The organism is Cognaticolwellia mytili (assembly GCF_002104475.1).
In the GTDB taxonomy this organism is placed as follows: domain Bacteria; phylum Pseudomonadota; class Gammaproteobacteria; order Enterobacterales; family Alteromonadaceae; genus Cognaticolwellia; species Cognaticolwellia mytili.
On sequence record NZ_NBOF01000003.1, the window covers coordinates 258585 to 273895 of the forward strand.

The 15311-nt window shown below is 38.5% G+C and carries 15 protein-coding genes; 8 read left to right on the plus strand and 7 right to left on the minus strand.

Annotated features, from left to right (window positions below; genetic code table 11):
• Positions 1 to 136 precede the first annotated feature (136 nt).
• Positions 137 to 949, plus strand: a complete 813-nt coding sequence (locus tag B7C41_RS10700) for an MbnP family copper-binding protein (RefSeq protein WP_158089118.1) — start codon at positions 137 to 139, stop codon at positions 947 to 949.
• Positions 942 to 2084: an MbnH family di-heme enzyme gene (locus tag B7C41_RS10705; protein ID WP_085298918.1), complete on the plus strand. Its 1143-nt coding sequence runs from the start codon at positions 942 to 944 to the stop codon at positions 2082 to 2084. The genes B7C41_RS10700 and B7C41_RS10705 overlap by 8 nt, the downstream gene beginning before the upstream one ends.
• Positions 2085 to 2209: 125 nt before the next feature.
• Here the strand turns inward: B7C41_RS10705 and rpoD are convergent, their stop codons facing one another.
• The 4 genes from rpoD to rpsU all read right to left on the minus strand — a co-directional run bounded on the left by rpoD (position 2210) and on the right by rpsU (position 6825).
• Entirely contained in the window at positions 2210 to 4048 is a 1839-nt protein-coding gene (gene rpoD, locus B7C41_RS10710; protein ID WP_085298919.1) for an RNA polymerase sigma factor RpoD, read from the minus strand.
• A gap of 131 nt (positions 4049 to 4179) precedes the next feature.
• Positions 4180 to 5937, minus strand: coding sequence for a DNA primase (gene dnaG / locus B7C41_RS10715; RefSeq protein ID WP_085298920.1), 1758 nt, complete (start codon positions 5935 to 5937; stop codon positions 4180 to 4182).
• A 171-nt stretch (positions 5938 to 6108) separates the two neighbouring features.
• The gene (locus tag B7C41_RS10720) at positions 6109 to 6555 is read right to left on the minus strand and encodes a GatB/YqeY domain-containing protein (protein WP_085298921.1); all 447 of its coding nucleotides are present in this window, start codon (positions 6553 to 6555) and stop codon (positions 6109 to 6111) included.
• A 54-nt stretch (positions 6556 to 6609) separates the two neighbouring features.
• On the minus strand, positions 6610 to 6825 hold the full coding sequence (rpsU, locus tag B7C41_RS10725) for a 30S ribosomal protein S21 (protein ID WP_011045067.1): 216 nt from the start codon (positions 6823 to 6825) through the stop codon (positions 6610 to 6612).
• Between the two features lie 387 nt (positions 6826 to 7212).
• On the opposite strand from rpsU, the gene tsaD reads away from it, so the two are divergent.
• Positions 7213 to 8262, plus strand: coding sequence for a tRNA (adenosine(37)-N6)-threonylcarbamoyltransferase complex transferase subunit TsaD (tsaD, locus tag B7C41_RS10730; protein ID WP_085298922.1), 1050 nt, complete (start codon positions 7213 to 7215; stop codon positions 8260 to 8262).
• A 28-nt stretch (positions 8263 to 8290) separates the two neighbouring features.
• On the opposite strand, the gene plsY is transcribed toward tsaD, so the two are convergent.
• Positions 8291 to 8890 (minus strand): glycerol-3-phosphate 1-O-acyltransferase PlsY, encoded by a 600-nt coding sequence (gene plsY, locus B7C41_RS10735; protein ID WP_268875403.1) that lies wholly within the window; start codon positions 8888 to 8890, stop codon positions 8291 to 8293.
• 250 nt (positions 8891 to 9140) lie between these two features.
• Here plsY and folB point away from each other — a divergent pair, with 250 nt between their 5' ends.
• The 4 genes from folB to B7C41_RS10755 all read left to right on the plus strand — a co-directional run bounded on the left by folB (position 9141) and on the right by B7C41_RS10755 (position 12221).
• Complete coding sequence (folB, locus tag B7C41_RS10740; protein WP_085298924.1) at positions 9141 to 9512, plus strand: dihydroneopterin aldolase; 372 nt, start codon at positions 9141 to 9143, stop codon at positions 9510 to 9512.
• Positions 9512 to 10015, plus strand: a complete 504-nt coding sequence (gene folK / locus B7C41_RS10745) for a 2-amino-4-hydroxy-6-hydroxymethyldihydropteridine diphosphokinase (protein ID WP_085298925.1) — start codon at positions 9512 to 9514, stop codon at positions 10013 to 10015. The genes folB and folK overlap by 1 nt, the downstream gene beginning before the upstream one ends.
• A 5-nt stretch (positions 10016 to 10020) precedes the next feature.
• Positions 10021 to 10833 carry an undecaprenyl-diphosphate phosphatase gene (locus B7C41_RS10750; protein ID WP_085298926.1) on the plus strand — a complete coding sequence of 271 codons (813 nt, stop codon included), beginning with the start codon at positions 10021 to 10023 and terminating at the stop codon, positions 10831 to 10833.
• Positions 10834 to 11066: 233 nt separating this feature from the next.
• Entirely contained in the window at positions 11067 to 12221 is a 1155-nt protein-coding gene (locus B7C41_RS10755; RefSeq protein WP_085298927.1) for an acyl-CoA dehydrogenase family protein, read from the plus strand.
• 65 nt (positions 12222 to 12286) lie between these two features.
• Here B7C41_RS10755 and B7C41_RS10760 read toward each other — a convergent pair whose 3' ends face one another.
• Positions 12287 to 13264 carry an ABC transporter substrate-binding protein gene (locus B7C41_RS10760; protein WP_085298928.1) on the minus strand — a complete coding sequence of 326 codons (978 nt, stop codon included), beginning with the start codon at positions 13262 to 13264 and terminating at the stop codon, positions 12287 to 12289.
• Between the two features lie 404 nt (positions 13265 to 13668).
• Here B7C41_RS10760 and B7C41_RS10765 point away from each other — a divergent pair, with 404 nt between their 5' ends.
• Positions 13669 to 14514: a tetratricopeptide repeat protein gene (locus B7C41_RS10765; protein WP_085298929.1), complete on the plus strand. Its 846-nt coding sequence runs from the start codon at positions 13669 to 13671 to the stop codon at positions 14512 to 14514.
• A gap of 124 nt (positions 14515 to 14638) precedes the next feature.
• Here B7C41_RS10765 and msrA read toward each other — a convergent pair whose 3' ends face one another.
• Positions 14639 to 15181, minus strand: a complete 543-nt coding sequence (msrA, locus tag B7C41_RS10770) for a peptide-methionine (S)-S-oxide reductase MsrA (RefSeq protein ID WP_085298930.1) — start codon at positions 15179 to 15181, stop codon at positions 14639 to 14641.
• Positions 15182 to 15311: the final 130 nt, after the last annotated feature.

Genomic DNA, 15311 nt, shown 5'->3' on the forward strand with positions numbered 1-15311 from the left:
CTTTTAAATATGCTTGTTTGTCTTCTAATCAAATATCTTTATATATTTGAACCTTAAATTTTATGTGAAACTTATGCTAGCCAAAAATATTGCTGTTGTTATATTTATTTTGATAACTTTTTATTTAACTTATAGCATGCTCTCAGCCAAAAAAACGGAGCAAGAAATCTCAGTACAGCTTTTATGGCATGACAAAGAGTTGGATTGCGAATCAACCTTTATGTCAGAAGATATAGAAAAAGTTTGGTTTATTGAACAATTCATGTTTTTTTTAAGCAATGTAGAAATTACAACAGATAACTTAAATTGGCAGCGTTTGAAGTTAATGAAAACCCAATATCAAAATGCAGACACTGTTCTGCTTGGCATAAATTGTCAAGAGCGCAAACAACAACTTAATGCTACAGCGCTGGGTAATTGGTTGATTGGTTTTGACAATGATATTAACTTATCAAAATTAACCGCAGTTAGATTTACTTTGGGTGTGCCATTTGCGAGCAATCATCTCAACCCAATTAGCCAAGATAGCCCGTTAAATTTACCGTCAATGTTTTGGGTTTGGCAAACAGGGCATAAGTTTATGCGAGCAGAGTTTAGTTCGCTAAATGAACAATGGCTATTTCACCTTGGCTCTACGGGGTGTAAGTCTTCAAGTGTTATGCGAGGACCTAAATCACCGTGCTTGTATCCTAATAGCGTAAATTTTGAATTGCCAGTAGTTGAAGGTGAAGGTAAACAGTTGGTATTGAATGTAAACTTAGCTCAGTTATTAAAAAAAGTAGTATTAACACAAGCATCTAGCTGTCAATCAGAGCAAGATTCAGCGAGCTGCCAGCAGTTATTTAGTAACTTATTTGTTGACGAGGAAAGCACTGAAAAGTTAGCGATAGATAGCGTTTTTAACGCCGTAAAAGTTAAAAACTTAAGTAAAGGAGCTGAAGTTGAATAAGTTTATAAAGAGTGCTTTTTTACTTGTTTTAAGTTGCTTTGTTTTAGCGTGCGACTCCGATAAAAAAGCAGAAAGTAGATATCAATGGTCCATAATAGATGGCTTTCCAAAGCCACAAGTACCTGAAAATAATCCAATGAGTTATGAAAAGGTAGCTTTAGGGAGGGTACTTTTTTTTGATAAAAACTTATCAGCTAATCAACAACAATCTTGCGAGTCCTGTCATTTACAAGCTTTCGCCTTTGCAGAGAAACGTGAAATATCTGTTGGTTCAACAGGGCAAGAACATAGACGAAATGCTCCTGCGCTGGTTAATATTGCCTACAATAAAACCTTGACTTGGGCACATGATGGTATCACGACTTTAGAACGACAAATTCTTCTTCCTATGTTTGGTGAGAATCCTGTTGAGCTAGGTATTACTGGTCATGAAACTGAAGTACTAGCTCGTTTTAAAACCCTAGAATACCAGCAGCTTTTTAACCAGGCTTTCCCCGAAAAAACGATTAGCTTCGAACTTATAGTAAATGCATTAGCAAGCTATGTTCGTAGTTTAGTTTCATTAAATTCGCCCTTTGACCAATACGCCTATTTTGGTGATGATGATGCGATTTCTGAATCGGCTATTCGTGGCATGAACATGTTTTTTTCTGAGCGTTTAGAGTGTCATCATTGTCATGGTGGTTTTAATTTTACTCAGTCAACAGGGCATGAACAGCAACTTATTGACCGCAGACCTTTTCACAATACAGGCTTATATAATGTTGAACTTGGAGGTGATAAATATGACAGTGGCTACCCTAAAAAAGACAATGGTTTGGCTGAAATATCAACCTTAGCAAAAGATAATGGCCGCTTTAGAGCACCAACGCTACGTAATATTGAATATAGTGCTCCGTATATGCATGACGGCAGTGTGGCTACACTCTCTGAGGTTATTGATATCTACGCAGCAGGAGGGCGCAATATTGAGTATGGAGAGTACAAAGGTGATGGTCGAACTAACCCATTAAAAAGCCCATTTGTTAAAGGCTTTGAAATTACTGTAGCAGAAAAAGAAGACTTACTTGCTTTTTTGCATACTCTTACCGATAAAGATTTTTTAAATTTACCTCTGCGTACACCTAATCATTAGCTATGAAATATTATTAGTTATACCGTTAATCATTGAAAATAATTAACTTTTAGGCAATAAAAAACCAGCTAAATAAAGCTGGTTTTTTATTCATATAACAATAGCTTGTGTTATATCTGAATTACTTATTCGCCATCTAAGAAACTTTTCAATTGCTCTGAGCGAGAAGGGTGGCGCAATTTACGTAATGCTTTTGCTTCAATTTGACGAATACGTTCACGTGTTACATCAAACTGTTTTCCCACTTCTTCCAAAGTATGGTCAGTATTCATATCGATACCAAAACGCATTCTTAAAACCTTTGCTTCACGAGCGGTTAGGCCTGCTAATACTTCGTGAGTGGCATCTTTAAGGTTTTCAGATGTCGCTGAGTCTACCGGTAATTCGCCGCTGCCATCTTCAATAAAGTCACCTAAGTGTGAATCTTCGTCATCACCAATAGGTGTTTCCATTGAGATTGGCTCTTTAGCAATTTTCAACACTTTGCGAATTTTGTCTTCAGGCATAATCATGCGTTCAGCTAACTCTTCGGGTGTTGGCTCACGACCCATTTCTTGCAGCATTTGACGCGAAATACGATTAAGTTTATTAATTGTTTCAATCATATGCACTGGGATACGAATGGTGCGCGCTTGGTCGGCAATAGAACGAGTAATTGCTTGACGGATCCACCACGTAGCATAAGTTGAGAACTTATAACCACGACGGTATTCAAACTTATCAACCGCTTTCATTAAACCAATGTTACCTTCTTGAATTAGGTCTAAAAATTGTAAACCACGGTTGGTATATTTTTTCGCAATTGAGATAACTAGACGTAAGTTAGCTTCAACCATTTCTTTCTTAGCACGGCGAGCCTTCGCCTCACCAATTGACATGCGACGGTTGATGTCTTTAATACCATGAACATTTAGGTAAGTTTCTTCTTCCAACATGTTCAATTTGTAAATACAACGTTCAACATCTAGTTCAACATCGACAAGTTTTTTAGAATAGGTCTCACCAGCAGATTTTTGCGCTTCGAACCAATCCTTGGATGTTTCGTTACCGGGGAATATCTTAATGAACGTTGCTTTTGGCATACCAGCGCCAACCACACAGTGTTTCATGATTAAACGTTCTTGAACACGTAAGCGATCCATCACGCTACGCATGTTCTTCACTAAACGGTCAAATACTTTCGGTACTATGCGGAATTCTTTAAATACTTCAGCTAATGCATCGATTGCTGTTTGAGCATCCGCATGCCCACGGCCTTTAGCGTCAATAATGGTGTTAGCATGTTCATATGCAGCGCGTAACGCGTTAAATTTTTCACGTGCTTCTTCAGGACAAGGACCTGTATCTTCTTCTTCCTCATCTTCGTCATCATCTGACTTGTCTTCGTCTTCTAAATCTTCTTTAGAAAGCTCAGATCCAATATGCGTTGCAGCTGCTGGAATTTCTTCATCTTCCGCATCAGGGTCTAAGAATCCAACGATGATATCGCTTAAGCGAACTTCTTCAGCTTCAAAGTTATCCCATTGCTCAAGCAAGTAGTTAATTGCTGGAGGGTATTCAGAAACACTGCGTTGTACTTCTTTGATACCTTCTTCGATACGCTTAGCGATAACAATCTCGCCCTTACGTGTCAGAAGCTCTACCGTACCCATTTCACGCATATACATACGTACAGGATCAGTAGTTCGACCAATTTCGCTTTCAACAGTAGCAAGTGCTTGGGCAGCTGCTTCAGCAGCATCCTCATCAGTATTACCTTCTGTCATCATTAACGTATCGTTATCTGGCGCAGTTTCGAATACTTGAATACCCATGTCGTTGATCATTCTAACAATGTCTTCAACTTGGTCTGAATCGATTATATCTTGCGGAAGATGATCGTTAACTTGTGCAAAAGTTAAATAACCTTGCTCTTTACCTTTGGTTATTAACTCTTTAAGTCTAGATTGAGGGGCTTGATCCATTGACGAGTGTCCACCTATTTATGGCTATCAAAAATACAACAGTAAGCCGGAAATTATAGCGAAAACTTTACTATATTACCAGCGATAAACTGCGCTTCTATTTGTTTAAATATAGTACAACTATATTGGTTTTATGCGCTTAGCAAACCGTGCAATTCTTGCTTTTCGGTTTTATTTAAGCCACCGTTACGTTCTTTTTCCAGTAACTGCTCAGTTCTTCGTTCAATAAAAACATTTAAAAAGTTTTCAATTAAATCAAGAAACACACTTTCCGCATTTTCTGGCTCAACATGATGCTCTAAACACATCAGTTTGGTTAATTGCTTTCCGGCGTCCTCGCCCCTAAAGTGTTCAATCAATTGCGCACTGTTCACTTTTGAATTTTGCTTACACAGCGCTAATAGCTGGTTCAATAGTGGAATTCCTGGCATATTCAGCTGTTGTAATATAGCAGGATCTGGTAATACTTCTACTATATGGGGATGCTCTAGCAATAATGCAATAGCAAGTCTCACTGGTGTAGTTTTTGTTCGCTTAGCTACTGGCTTATTATCTGTTGATTGAGTGAAATTTTGCTGCAATTTCTTTAATTGCATTTCATTGTTTGCGCCAAACTTATTCGCTAACTGCGTTACAATAGCGTCTTTCAAGTTACTTTCAGGCAGTTTGGCTAAATAGGGTTTGAAAGCATCTACCGCAGCACCTTTGCCTTCAGCCGAAGACATATTCAGTTGAGATAATAGGTGATCAAAAAGAAATTGAGACAATGGTGTTGCGTTATCTAATATGCTTTCAAATGCCGCTTGGCCTTGTTCTCTGATTAATGAGTCGGGGTCTTCACCGTCAGGTAAGAATACAAACTTCAAGCTGTAGCCGTCTTGTATCATAGGTAAAGCATTATCCATCGCACGCCACGCCGCATCACGGCCAGCTCTATCACCATCGTAACAACAAATAACTTCTTTTACTGTGCGAAATAATGTCTGTAATTGCTCTGGCGTTGTTGCTGTGCCAAGTGAAGCTACGGCATAATCAACGCCATGTTGGGCAAGGGCAACAACATCCATGTAACCTTCAACAACAACTAAACGAGTTAATTGCTTAGTGGCTTGTTTTGCTTCATATAAACCATAAAGTTCTTGGCCTTTATGATAAATGCGCGTTTCAGGCGAGTTGAGGTATTTTGGTGTACCATCGCCAAGAACGCGTCCACCAAAACCTATTACTCGACCACGTTTATCGCGAATTGGAAACTGTATTCGGCCTCTGAATCTGTCGTATGGTTTGTTTTTATCACCTTGAATCGCCATACCTAAATCAACTAGTTGTTGGTTGATTTGGCTATTACGACCAAACACTTTCATCATGCCATCCCAGGCATCACTGATATAACCAATACCAAAACGTTTAACAATTTCACCACTTAAACCACGACCTTTTAAATAGTCGATGGCAGTATCTTTATCGCTAGCAACTTTTAACTGTTGCTGGAAGAAACGGCTAATTTGTGCCATTAATTCATAATCGTCTTGTTTTTGTATATAAGCTTTTTGGTCTTGCTTTTGCTGAGCAGGCGAACGGTTTGATTGTTCGCGTGGCACTTCCATACTGTAATGTGATGCGAGTTCCTCGACAGCATCGGGAAATTCTAAGCGATCAAACTCCATTAAAAATGAAATTGCGTTGCCATGTTCGCCACAACCAAAGCAATGATAGAACTGTTTATCTTGGCTGACACTAAATGAGGGGGATTTTTCGGTATGAAAAGGGCAACAAGCTTGGTAATTTTTCCCTGCTTTTTTTAGTGGCACACGAGAATCTATTAACTCAACGATATCGGCTCGAGCCAATAAATCATCAATAAATTGTCGGGGGATCATGCCAGCCATAAAAACCTATACTTCGAGAGGAAAAGACCATTTTACACAAATAAGGGGTGGAAAATAGCAAGTTTTTGTACGTAAATTAAATTTTTGTACGCTAGTTAAAATAAAACCGCGAGGCCAAGGCGATCGCGGTTTAGATTCAAGATGAACAAATCTGTTCAATATGATATTTAACTAACTGTTTAAGGTTGCTCTAACTTGGCCACTTACCATACCTAAGTCTGCTTTACCTTGCATTAACGGTTTTAACACCGCCATTACTTTGCCCATGTCCGCCATTGAAGCGGCACCGGTATCAGTAATTGCTGTTGCAATCAGTAGTTCAATTTCATCTGCTGATAATGGTTGTGGCAGAAAATGCTCTAAGGCGACAACTTCTGCAGCTTCATGAGCTGCTAATTCATCGCGACCACCTTCTGTAAACATTTTGATAGACTCTTTACGTTGCTTAACCATTTTGGTTAGCACCGCAACAATATTGTCATCAGTTGCTTCAGTGTTGTGATCTATTTCTGCCTGCTTTATCGCAGATAATGCCATACGAATTACGCCAAGACGAATTTTGTCTTTGGCACGCATAGCATTTTTCATTTCATCTTTAAGCTGGCTAAGTAGACTCATGATTTGATTCTCTCTTAAGTTAACTCAGTTGACTTATAATTTACTAAGGGCTTCTTAGTACATGCGAACGCGACGAGCGTTCTCACGAGAAACTTTTTTAGCTGCACGTTTTACTGCTGCTGCTTTTTTACGCTTACGTTCCCAAGTTGGCTTTTCGTAAGACTCGCGACGGCGAACTTCAGAAAGGATACCTGCTTTTTCACATGAACGTTTGAAACGACGTAGTGCAACGTCAAATGGTTCGTTTTCTCTTACTTTAATTACTGGCATGTACTGTATTACCTTAGTTATGAATCTATATAAATCGACGGTCGACTTCAGCTAAATAGCCTCATCTTCGCCCACTCTATTAAAAATTGGTGACGTATTCTAATGCGAACAATATAGTAATGTAAAGGAGTAATGGCTTTTTCATATTAATATTTCTCTGTCTTAATGTTTTCCCATAGAATTTCTGAATTACTAGCCTAAAAGATAGTCAAAACTTGGCACCGATAGTATTTAATCACAAAACTATTTAACCAACTTTTACGCTATAAATTGAATGTTTGTCAGTCACTAGGTAAAATCATCGGCCAAATAACTACTGTTGGCGAAATTTCTCTGCGGTAAGTTAATATTCTATTTTGATGAAACACTCCTAGGTAAAGAAAAACTATGCGTATTTTAGGTATTGAAACCTCTTGTGATGAAACCGGTATTGCGATTTATGATGATGGCCAAGGTGATTTACCTGAAGGGATAGTCGCGCATAGATTATATAGCCAAATAGCCGTTCATGCTGATTACGGTGGGGTAGTGCCAGAGTTGGCGTCGCGTGATCATGTTCGTAAAACCATTCCATTAATAAAGGAAGTGTTGGCGGAAGCTAATTTAACACCTGCCGACTTAGATGGTGTTGCTTACACTGCTGGGCCGGGTTTAGTTGGCGCATTATTAGTTGGCTGCTCAATTGGTCGTAGTTTGGCTTACGGTTGGGATCTTCCTGCTGTACCAGTACATCATATGGAAGGGCATTTACTGGCACCTATGCTAGAAGATAACGTGCCTGATTTTCCGTTTGTTGCACTTTTAGTTTCTGGTGGTCACACCATGTTAGTGCGTGTTGATGGTATTGGAAAATATGAACTTTTAGGCGAGTCTGTTGATGATGCTGCAGGTGAAGCCTTTGATAAAACAGCAAAGCTATTAGGTTTAGATTATCCCGGAGGCCCGGTATTGGCTAAAATGGCAGAGTCAGGGCGTAAAGGGCGTTATAAATTTCCTCGTCCAATGACTGATAGACCAGGTTTAGATTTTAGCTTTAGTGGCTTAAAAACCTCGGCGGCTAATACTATTCGCAAAGAAGAAAATGCCGATTTAAACCCAGAAAGTAAAGCACAGATGCAGGCAGATATTGCCTATGCCTTTCAAGAAGCCGTTGTTGATACCTTAGCTATAAAATGTAAACGGGCACTAAAGCAATGTGAATTAAACCGTTTAGTGATTGCAGGTGGTGTTAGTGCTAATACCGCACTTCGCGCTAAATTGGCAGAAATAACGAAAAAACTAGGTGGGGAAGTATTTTATCCAAGACCGGAGTTTTGTACTGATAATGGTGCGATGATCGCTTATGCTGGTTTGCAACGTTTAAAAGCAGGTGTTTATGCTGATTTAACTTTTAAAGCTACACCACGTTGGCCTTTAGACACACTACCACCGGTATAAACTAAAAAATAAATGGCTTTGATTTATATTATTTTTTCTTAAAAGAAATTTTATTTTCAGAGCCTTTAATGAGCCTGACAATGTTTTCTCTGTGGCGAAAGATGATTAAACCTGACAGCATCAACACAGGATAAACATAAATGGGTTTTAATAACCAGGTGTAAAGTGGCGCCAGTGAAACAGTCACAATTGCCGCTAGGCTAGAGTAACGAGTGGTTTTTGCGACTAACAACCAAGTTATAATCAATAAGCCTCCTAAATCTAAACCAATAGGTAACAACACGCCAAATGCTGTTGCGACAGCCTTACCACCTTTAAACTCGAAAAAAATAGGGTACATATGCCCTAAACAAGCGGCAACAGCAATCACGCCTAAATATAATGGTTCTAAACCTAAGAAGTAGCCGCCCCAAACAGGTAGTGTGCCTTTTAAAATATCAAAAAATAGCACAAGTGCGGCAATATATTTATTACTGATACGTAAAACATTGGTTGCGCCGGGATTATTTGAGCCAGCAGTGCGGGGATCAGGTAAGCGAAAGAGTTTACAAAGTAAAATGGCACTGGAAATTGAACCTACTAAGTAAGCCGCAATCACCATAAGCAATGTAATAAGTAAACTGCTGATAATAAATCCTTTTTATATTCAAGCAGGTGTTTTTGTTAATACCTTGCTTGGAAATATATCTGAGTTCTTGTAAATCTGCGTTTTATAATTAATCACAGATTTTCATCATTGTAGCGTGTTGCTTACTAGTTTTTCTAGACCTACACAGGTAAACTCGCCATTTATTTTGTAAAGCGAGTCATACGGGGTGTTTGCTCGGTAAAGTTACCGTAATTACCTCATCGATTCTTGATCATGTAAAGGGTTTAGCGTGGATAAAGTTTATATTGAAGGTTTAACCTTTCAAACTACCATTGGTTTCTATCAATGGGAAAAAGAAATCAAACAAACTCTGGTGGTTGACCTTGCAATGGGTTGGAATACTGCTTTAGCTGCTGAGAATGATGAACTTGCCAAAACTTTAGATTATGCTGAAATATCTGAAGCCATTGTTAAGTTTGCCAATAACAATCCAGTCGACTTAATTGAAACGCTTGCCGAGCGCATCGCAACGTATTTAATGACGCAATATGATATTCCATGGTTACGCTTGAAATTAATGAAACCAACCGCAGTGCATAATGCGACAACGGTAGGTGTTGAAATTGAACGTGGACAGCAGTTAAATGGTAAATCCAGCTAATGGCTGAAATTTATATTTCGCTTGGTAGTAACATTAATCGTCAGCACAATATTGAAAAAGGCCTCGATGCGCTAGCACAGTTATTTGGCTCGCTAACTTTGTCTTCATTGTTTGAAAGTGAAGCTGTTGGTTTTGCTGGTAAGCCTTTTTATAATATGGTTATTGGCGCGACTACTGAATTATCATTGGACGATTTAGCACAGTCATTAAGAACTATTGAATATGCGAATGGTCGTAACCAAGATGCGAAAAAGTTTAGCCCAAGAACCTTGGACTTAGACTTACTATTATATGATGACGTTATTGCCCAACAACCCGCACAAATACCACGTGATGAAATAACAAAAAATGCTTTTGTACTTTGGCCTTTAGCTGAAGTTGCTAGCGCATTAGTTCATCCTGTTGTTGGAAAAAACTACCAAACATTATGGCAAGAGTACGATAAGAGCCAACAAAAATTAAGTGTTGTGCCATTAATTTGGTCTGCAAAAATAGGGAAATAAACCATATGAGTACAATAGACGTTTTTATTTTAGCGTTAATTCAGGGCTTAACAGAATTTTTACCGATATCTAGTTCGGCACATTTGATTTTGCCGTCAGCAGTTTTGGGCTGGGAAGATCAAGGACAGGCATTAGACGTTGCATTACATGTAGGTACATTGCTTGCTGTTGTGCTTTATTTTCGTAAAGAAGTTGGCAGCATGGCGGTTGCATGGTTTGGCACCGTTGGCATTGGCCCTGAAAAAAATAACAACAGCTTTGATGGTAAGCTTGCATGGTGGATTTTACTGGCATCAATTCCATTGGGAATTGTAGGTTTATTGGGTAAAGATTTTATTGAAGAAAACCTACGCTCTGCTGCTGTTATTGCCATTACGACTTTAGTATTTGGTGTGTTATTGGGTTTTGCTGATATTAAAGCCAAAGAAAATATAAGCGTTGAAAAGTTGGGTTTTAAAGGTGCAATGATTATTGGTTTAGCACAAGCGCTTGCACTGATACCGGGCACATCGCGCTCAGGCATTACCATGACATTAGGGCTTATGTTGGGGCTAAGCAAAGAAAATGCTGCCCGTTTTTCATTTCTATTATCAATTCCAGCCATTATTATGACTGGCGGTTATTTAACATATAAATTAATAACGTCGGCTGAGCCTGTTGATTGGAACACTTTGGGTTTAGGTAGTGTACTGGCGTTTTTTAGTGCCTATGCTTGTATTCATTATTTCCTTATCTTGGTTGGCAGGCTAGGTATGATGCCATTTGTTATATATCGAATGATACTTGGCGCTGGTCTGCTTTGGTTTGTATTAAGTTAATTGCTACAATACTGCAAATTTTGAAACGCGCTCAGGCGCGTTTTTGTTATAAACATACCCGGGTGACTTGGGTATAAAACTATATTTATATTAAGCGTTACTTATTACGTTTGATATCACCTTATCTGCATAGATAGTACTAAGGGACTATTGGGCTATAGAAAAAGTCTAAGTAAACTTTAGTTCTGGACTGACTACGGTAGATATTCACCTGATTAAAAGTGAGAGTTTTGATGGATTTGTCCTTAACTGAAGAACAAATGATGATTCAAGATATGGCAAAAAAGTTTGCTGAAAGTGAACTAGCGCCAGTGGCAGCGCAGCTTGATGAAACAATGGATCAAACGCTATTTTTAAAAAATTTAGCACAATTGACCGAGCTTGGCTTTATGGGCTTAAACATTAAAGCACAATATGGCGGCGTAGAAGCGGGTAGCGTAGCTTTTAGTTTAGCAATTACTGAATTGGCTCGTGCTTGTGCCTCAACTGCGGTCACTACCTCGGTAACGAATATGGTGGCTGAGGTTATTCAAGCGGTTGGCAATGAAGAGCAAAAACAAAAGCATTTACCAAAAATTTGTAGCGGTGAATACCGTGCAGGCGGCTTTTGTTTAACAGAAGCGACAGCAGGTTCAGATCCTGCTGGCATGAAAACTCAAGCCGTAAAAGATGGTGATGATTATATTATTAGCGGTAGTAAACTTTATATTACCAGTGGCTCTTTTGCTGATGTATTTGTTGTTTGGGCAGTTACGGATCCTGACGCTAAAAAAGGCAAAGGCATTTCTTGTTTTATCGTTGAAGCTTCCACGCCAGGTATGACAATTAGTAAAGCAGAAGAAAAAATGGGCCAAAAGGCATCACCAACCAATGAGGTTCACTTTGATAACTGTCGAGTGCCTGCTTCAGCGTTGATGGGTAATGAAAACAAAGGTTTTGGTGTTGCTGTTGGTGAATTGGCGGGTGGACGTATTGGTATTGGTTCATTGGCATTAGGTGTTGGTCTCGCTGCACTTGATTACGCTAAAGCTTACATTGTTGAACGTAAACAGTTTGGCCAATCACTATCGAACTTCCAAGGTTTACAGTGGAAATTAGCTGAACGTTATACTGAAATGGAAGCGGCACGCTTGTTACTAATGCAGGCAGCATATACTAAAGAGCAAGATCAACCTTTTGGTGCGGCAGCGTCAATGGCAAAACTTTTTGCTACCGAAAATGCCAACAAGGCTTGCTACGATGCTCTGCAGTTAATGGGTGGGGCTGGCTACATAAAAGAATACCCGCTAGAGCGTATGGCACGTGATGTTAGAGTTACTTCAATTTATGAAGGTACCAGTGAAATTCAAAAAGTGATTATTTCGAGAGATTTATTACAAAATATTTAGACATCATATGTGAGCTCTTTGAAAACGGATAAAAGCAGGGCTATTATCCGTTTATTATCTTTTAATCAGCTTGTATGAGAATGTTGGCAGGTATTCATGAGCCAATAATTAACTTGGTTTTCGTATTTCTCTAACCATAGTTGTACAGCTTGTTCTTCAGTATGGTCGTCTGATACAACTAAGGCTGACGCTTCAGCTATCATTTCAGTGGTTAAGTCGATATTTTTAATAAGTTGATTTACACAGGGCCATTGTTGCTCAAAGCCTGACCATGTGGTTTTTCTAATCCAGGCATGATCTGGATTGGCACAATCTTTAGCAAGCTTTTTGTTTAGCCCCCAACTTGTATTATGCTCGCACTCTTCAGTATAAGCAGGAAATTTAACAAATTTCCCCTTAACGCGCGCATCTATCCAATTAGGAGTCCAATTTAATATCATTATGGGTTGCTTAGCTGTTATGGCACTATTAAGTTCACGCCATAACGATGTACTATTTGGGTGACGATTAATAACAAAGTTTAAATTGAGTGCTCTTATTATATCTGCGTCACCATAATCCCAGGGGCCTGCGTGATAAACTCCTTTCCCAGAAGATGTTGATGTTGAGAATATTTTTGCACATTGATTCATTGCTCGCCAATCAGGCAAGCCAGGGCAAAAGCCTTCAACAAAATCAGGATACCACCAGTCCTCTTTTCCCGTGGCTGAATGAGCACCCATATCAACAATATAACCACTTTCTACCATGCGATAAAATTCTTTTTCCATTGATGCTTGCCAGACTTCAAGTTGAATATGTATAAGGCCTTTGCGTAATGCTCCCCATTGATCTGTTGAATTAATATCCTTATATTCGACTCTTTCACCAAAAGAGGAAATCATTTTGCCAAGCGCTTTTGTGATCACTCGCTGACTAGTCCAATTATTAAGCGGTAGCGTGATTACGGGTTTTTTTTTATCAGATATTTGTGCGTATAAAGGTTGAGAAAAAAATAGTAAACAACTACATATAGCGGTAAGAATGAAGTTCGATTTTGTCATTTATTGATTCTTTATTAACTGAAAGAAAAAGTTGCAGTGTTGCTAATAGATCATATAAAAATTGTATTACACATCAACGAGTATAGCTTATTACACCGACAATGATGGTTATGATGATTGACGATACAGGATAAATAACAATATTGCTGCTTTAAATTCGAGATCGTATTTATCTTAGTTATAATATATAAGTATTGCTTAAAGCTTAAAAACATGGGAAAAATTCGCCGGACTTCAAGATGTTTAGCTAGGCTGTGGCTTGCTAATCTGATTATTAGGCGATTTAATAAAGAGTTTTAGTGCGAGTCATTGATACTAGAATAAAAAACTATTTTATAGCTTGTATATCTCGCAAACTGGCCCCAAATATATAGTATGAAAAAATTCAACTTGGGCATGCATTGATGACAAATTCAGTTGCTATTACGCTAGAAAACTTTCAACAAATTATTATCGAAGAATCAAAAAATAAACTTATTTTGGTAGACTTTTGGGCTCAGCAAGTTCCCGAAAGTGTGGAGTTACGTGACAAGTTGGCCACAGCGCTTGCGCAACAAAGTGATACTATAATTTTCGCGACTGTTGATTGCGAAGTTCAAGGGCAAATTGCTCAGCAGTTTGGTATTCAAGGGCTACCTACCGCAATTCTTGTTAAAGATGGCCAGCCACTAGATGGTTTGAGTGGCCCACAAACTGATGATTCTATCGCTGAATTTTTAGTTAAGTATTTACCCAAAGAAGAAGATAACCTTCTGGTGCAAGCAAGAGCGTTATTAGCTGAAAATAACGTAAGTGATGCATTTAAGCCCATAGCTCAAGCATACAAGCTTGATGACCAACGTGCAGATATTAAACTTGTTTTAGCTGATGTTTATATTCAGACAGGTAAGATTTCTGAAGCAGAAGCTCTGTTACAAAGTATTATGATGGTCGACCAAGATAGTGACTACAAGTCAATAATGGCAAAGTTAGACTTAGCAACTCAAGCTGCTGATTCTCCAGAAATCAAAGCACTTGAACAACAGCTAGTCCAGCAACCAGATAATATAGAGTTAAAGCATCAGCTAGCAGCGCAATATAGTCAGATGAACCGTCATGAAGATGCCTTAATAATGCTCTTTCGCTTAGTGCAAAAGGATAGCTCGGACATAATTAGTAAAGATCTATTGTTGGATGTATTGAAGTCTCTGCCAGATGGTGATCTATTAGCAAATAAATTTAGACGTAAACTTTATACTTTGATGTATTGATTGATAGTTTGAACAAGCTTGTTTTGATAAAAAACGCTCGGTAAGTCGGGCGTTTTTTGTACTTGTAAATCACTTTATGTCAATACTCTAAGTCTAAAATTTTGACTAAAGTTCTTAGCAGAAATTAAGCAGAAACTTCTAATAGATGTGAAAATTCGGTTAGAAACTTTTGAATCTTCTTTGCTACCACTAATTGGCAGTATCGATTATTGGGATTATTCTCAAAATAATCTTGGTGGTAGCTTTCTGCACTGTAAAAGTTATTCACTTTTTTTATTGAAGTTACTATTGGGTTTTTAAAGGTGTTATCAGAAGCTAATTGGGCTAGTTTTCTTATTGCCGTAATATTTTGTTCTTCATTATGAACTAATATCGTTGAGCGATATTGACTGCCAATATCATCACCTTGGCGATTTAGTGTCGTCGGATCGTGAATGGCAAAAAATACCGTTAGAACTTGTTCGATTGACAATTGTTCTCTGTCGAAAGTTAATTGTATCACTTCAGCGTAATTGGTAAGCCCAGTAGAGACCTGCTCGTAGGTCGGATTCGTAAGATCGCCATCAGCATAACCACTAACAACAGCTTGTACTCCTTTAATGCGAGAAAATATATTCTCAACACACCAAAAACAGCCAGCGCCTAATGTTATTGTTTCTATGTTCATGCTACCTATTCCTCACGCTCAAGTGCTTTAACTGTCTTTTACTTAATAAATTTACATAAAGACGTTTGGACGTCTAAGTGTTTACATGGTGAATTTATCACCTAGCCATTTAGATGTCTATATGTTTTTT

What these genes read in the sequence shown, in the direction of transcription:
- B7C41_RS10720 (WP_085298921.1), bottom strand. Translation starts at nt 6,555, where the DNA reads ATGAGTCTACTTAGCCAGCTTAAAGATGAAATGAAAAATGCTATGCGT.
- rpsU (WP_011045067.1), bottom strand. Translation starts at nt 6,825, where the DNA reads ATGCCAGTAATTAAAGTAAGAGAAAACGAACCATTTGACGTTGCACTA.
- B7C41_RS10755 (WP_085298927.1), top strand. Translation starts at nt 11,067, where the DNA reads ATGGATTTGTCCTTAACTGAAGAACAAATGATGATTCAAGATATGGCA.
- B7C41_RS10765 (WP_085298929.1), top strand. Translation starts at nt 13,669, where the DNA reads ATGACAAATTCAGTTGCTATTACGCTAGAAAACTTTCAACAAATTATT.
- folK (WP_085298925.1), top strand. Translation starts at nt 9,512, where the DNA reads ATGGCTGAAATTTATATTTCGCTTGGTAGTAACATTAATCGTCAGCAC.
- dnaG (WP_085298920.1), bottom strand. Translation starts at nt 5,937, where the DNA reads ATGGCTGGCATGATCCCCCGACAATTTATTGATGATTTATTGGCTCGA.
- B7C41_RS10760 (WP_085298928.1), bottom strand. Translation starts at nt 13,264, where the DNA reads ATGACAAAATCGAACTTCATTCTTACCGCTATATGTAGTTGTTTACTA.
- msrA (WP_085298930.1), bottom strand. Translation starts at nt 15,181, where the DNA reads ATGAACATAGAAACAATAACATTAGGCGCTGGCTGTTTTTGGTGTGTT.
- rpoD (WP_085298919.1), bottom strand. Translation starts at nt 4,048, where the DNA reads ATGGATCAAGCCCCTCAATCTAGACTTAAAGAGTTAATAACCAAAGGT.
- B7C41_RS10700 (WP_158089118.1), top strand. Translation starts at nt 137, where the DNA reads ATGCTCTCAGCCAAAAAAACGGAGCAAGAAATCTCAGTACAGCTTTTA.
- tsaD (WP_085298922.1), top strand. Translation starts at nt 7,213, where the DNA reads ATGCGTATTTTAGGTATTGAAACCTCTTGTGATGAAACCGGTATTGCG.
- B7C41_RS10750 (WP_085298926.1), top strand. Translation starts at nt 10,021, where the DNA reads ATGAGTACAATAGACGTTTTTATTTTAGCGTTAATTCAGGGCTTAACA.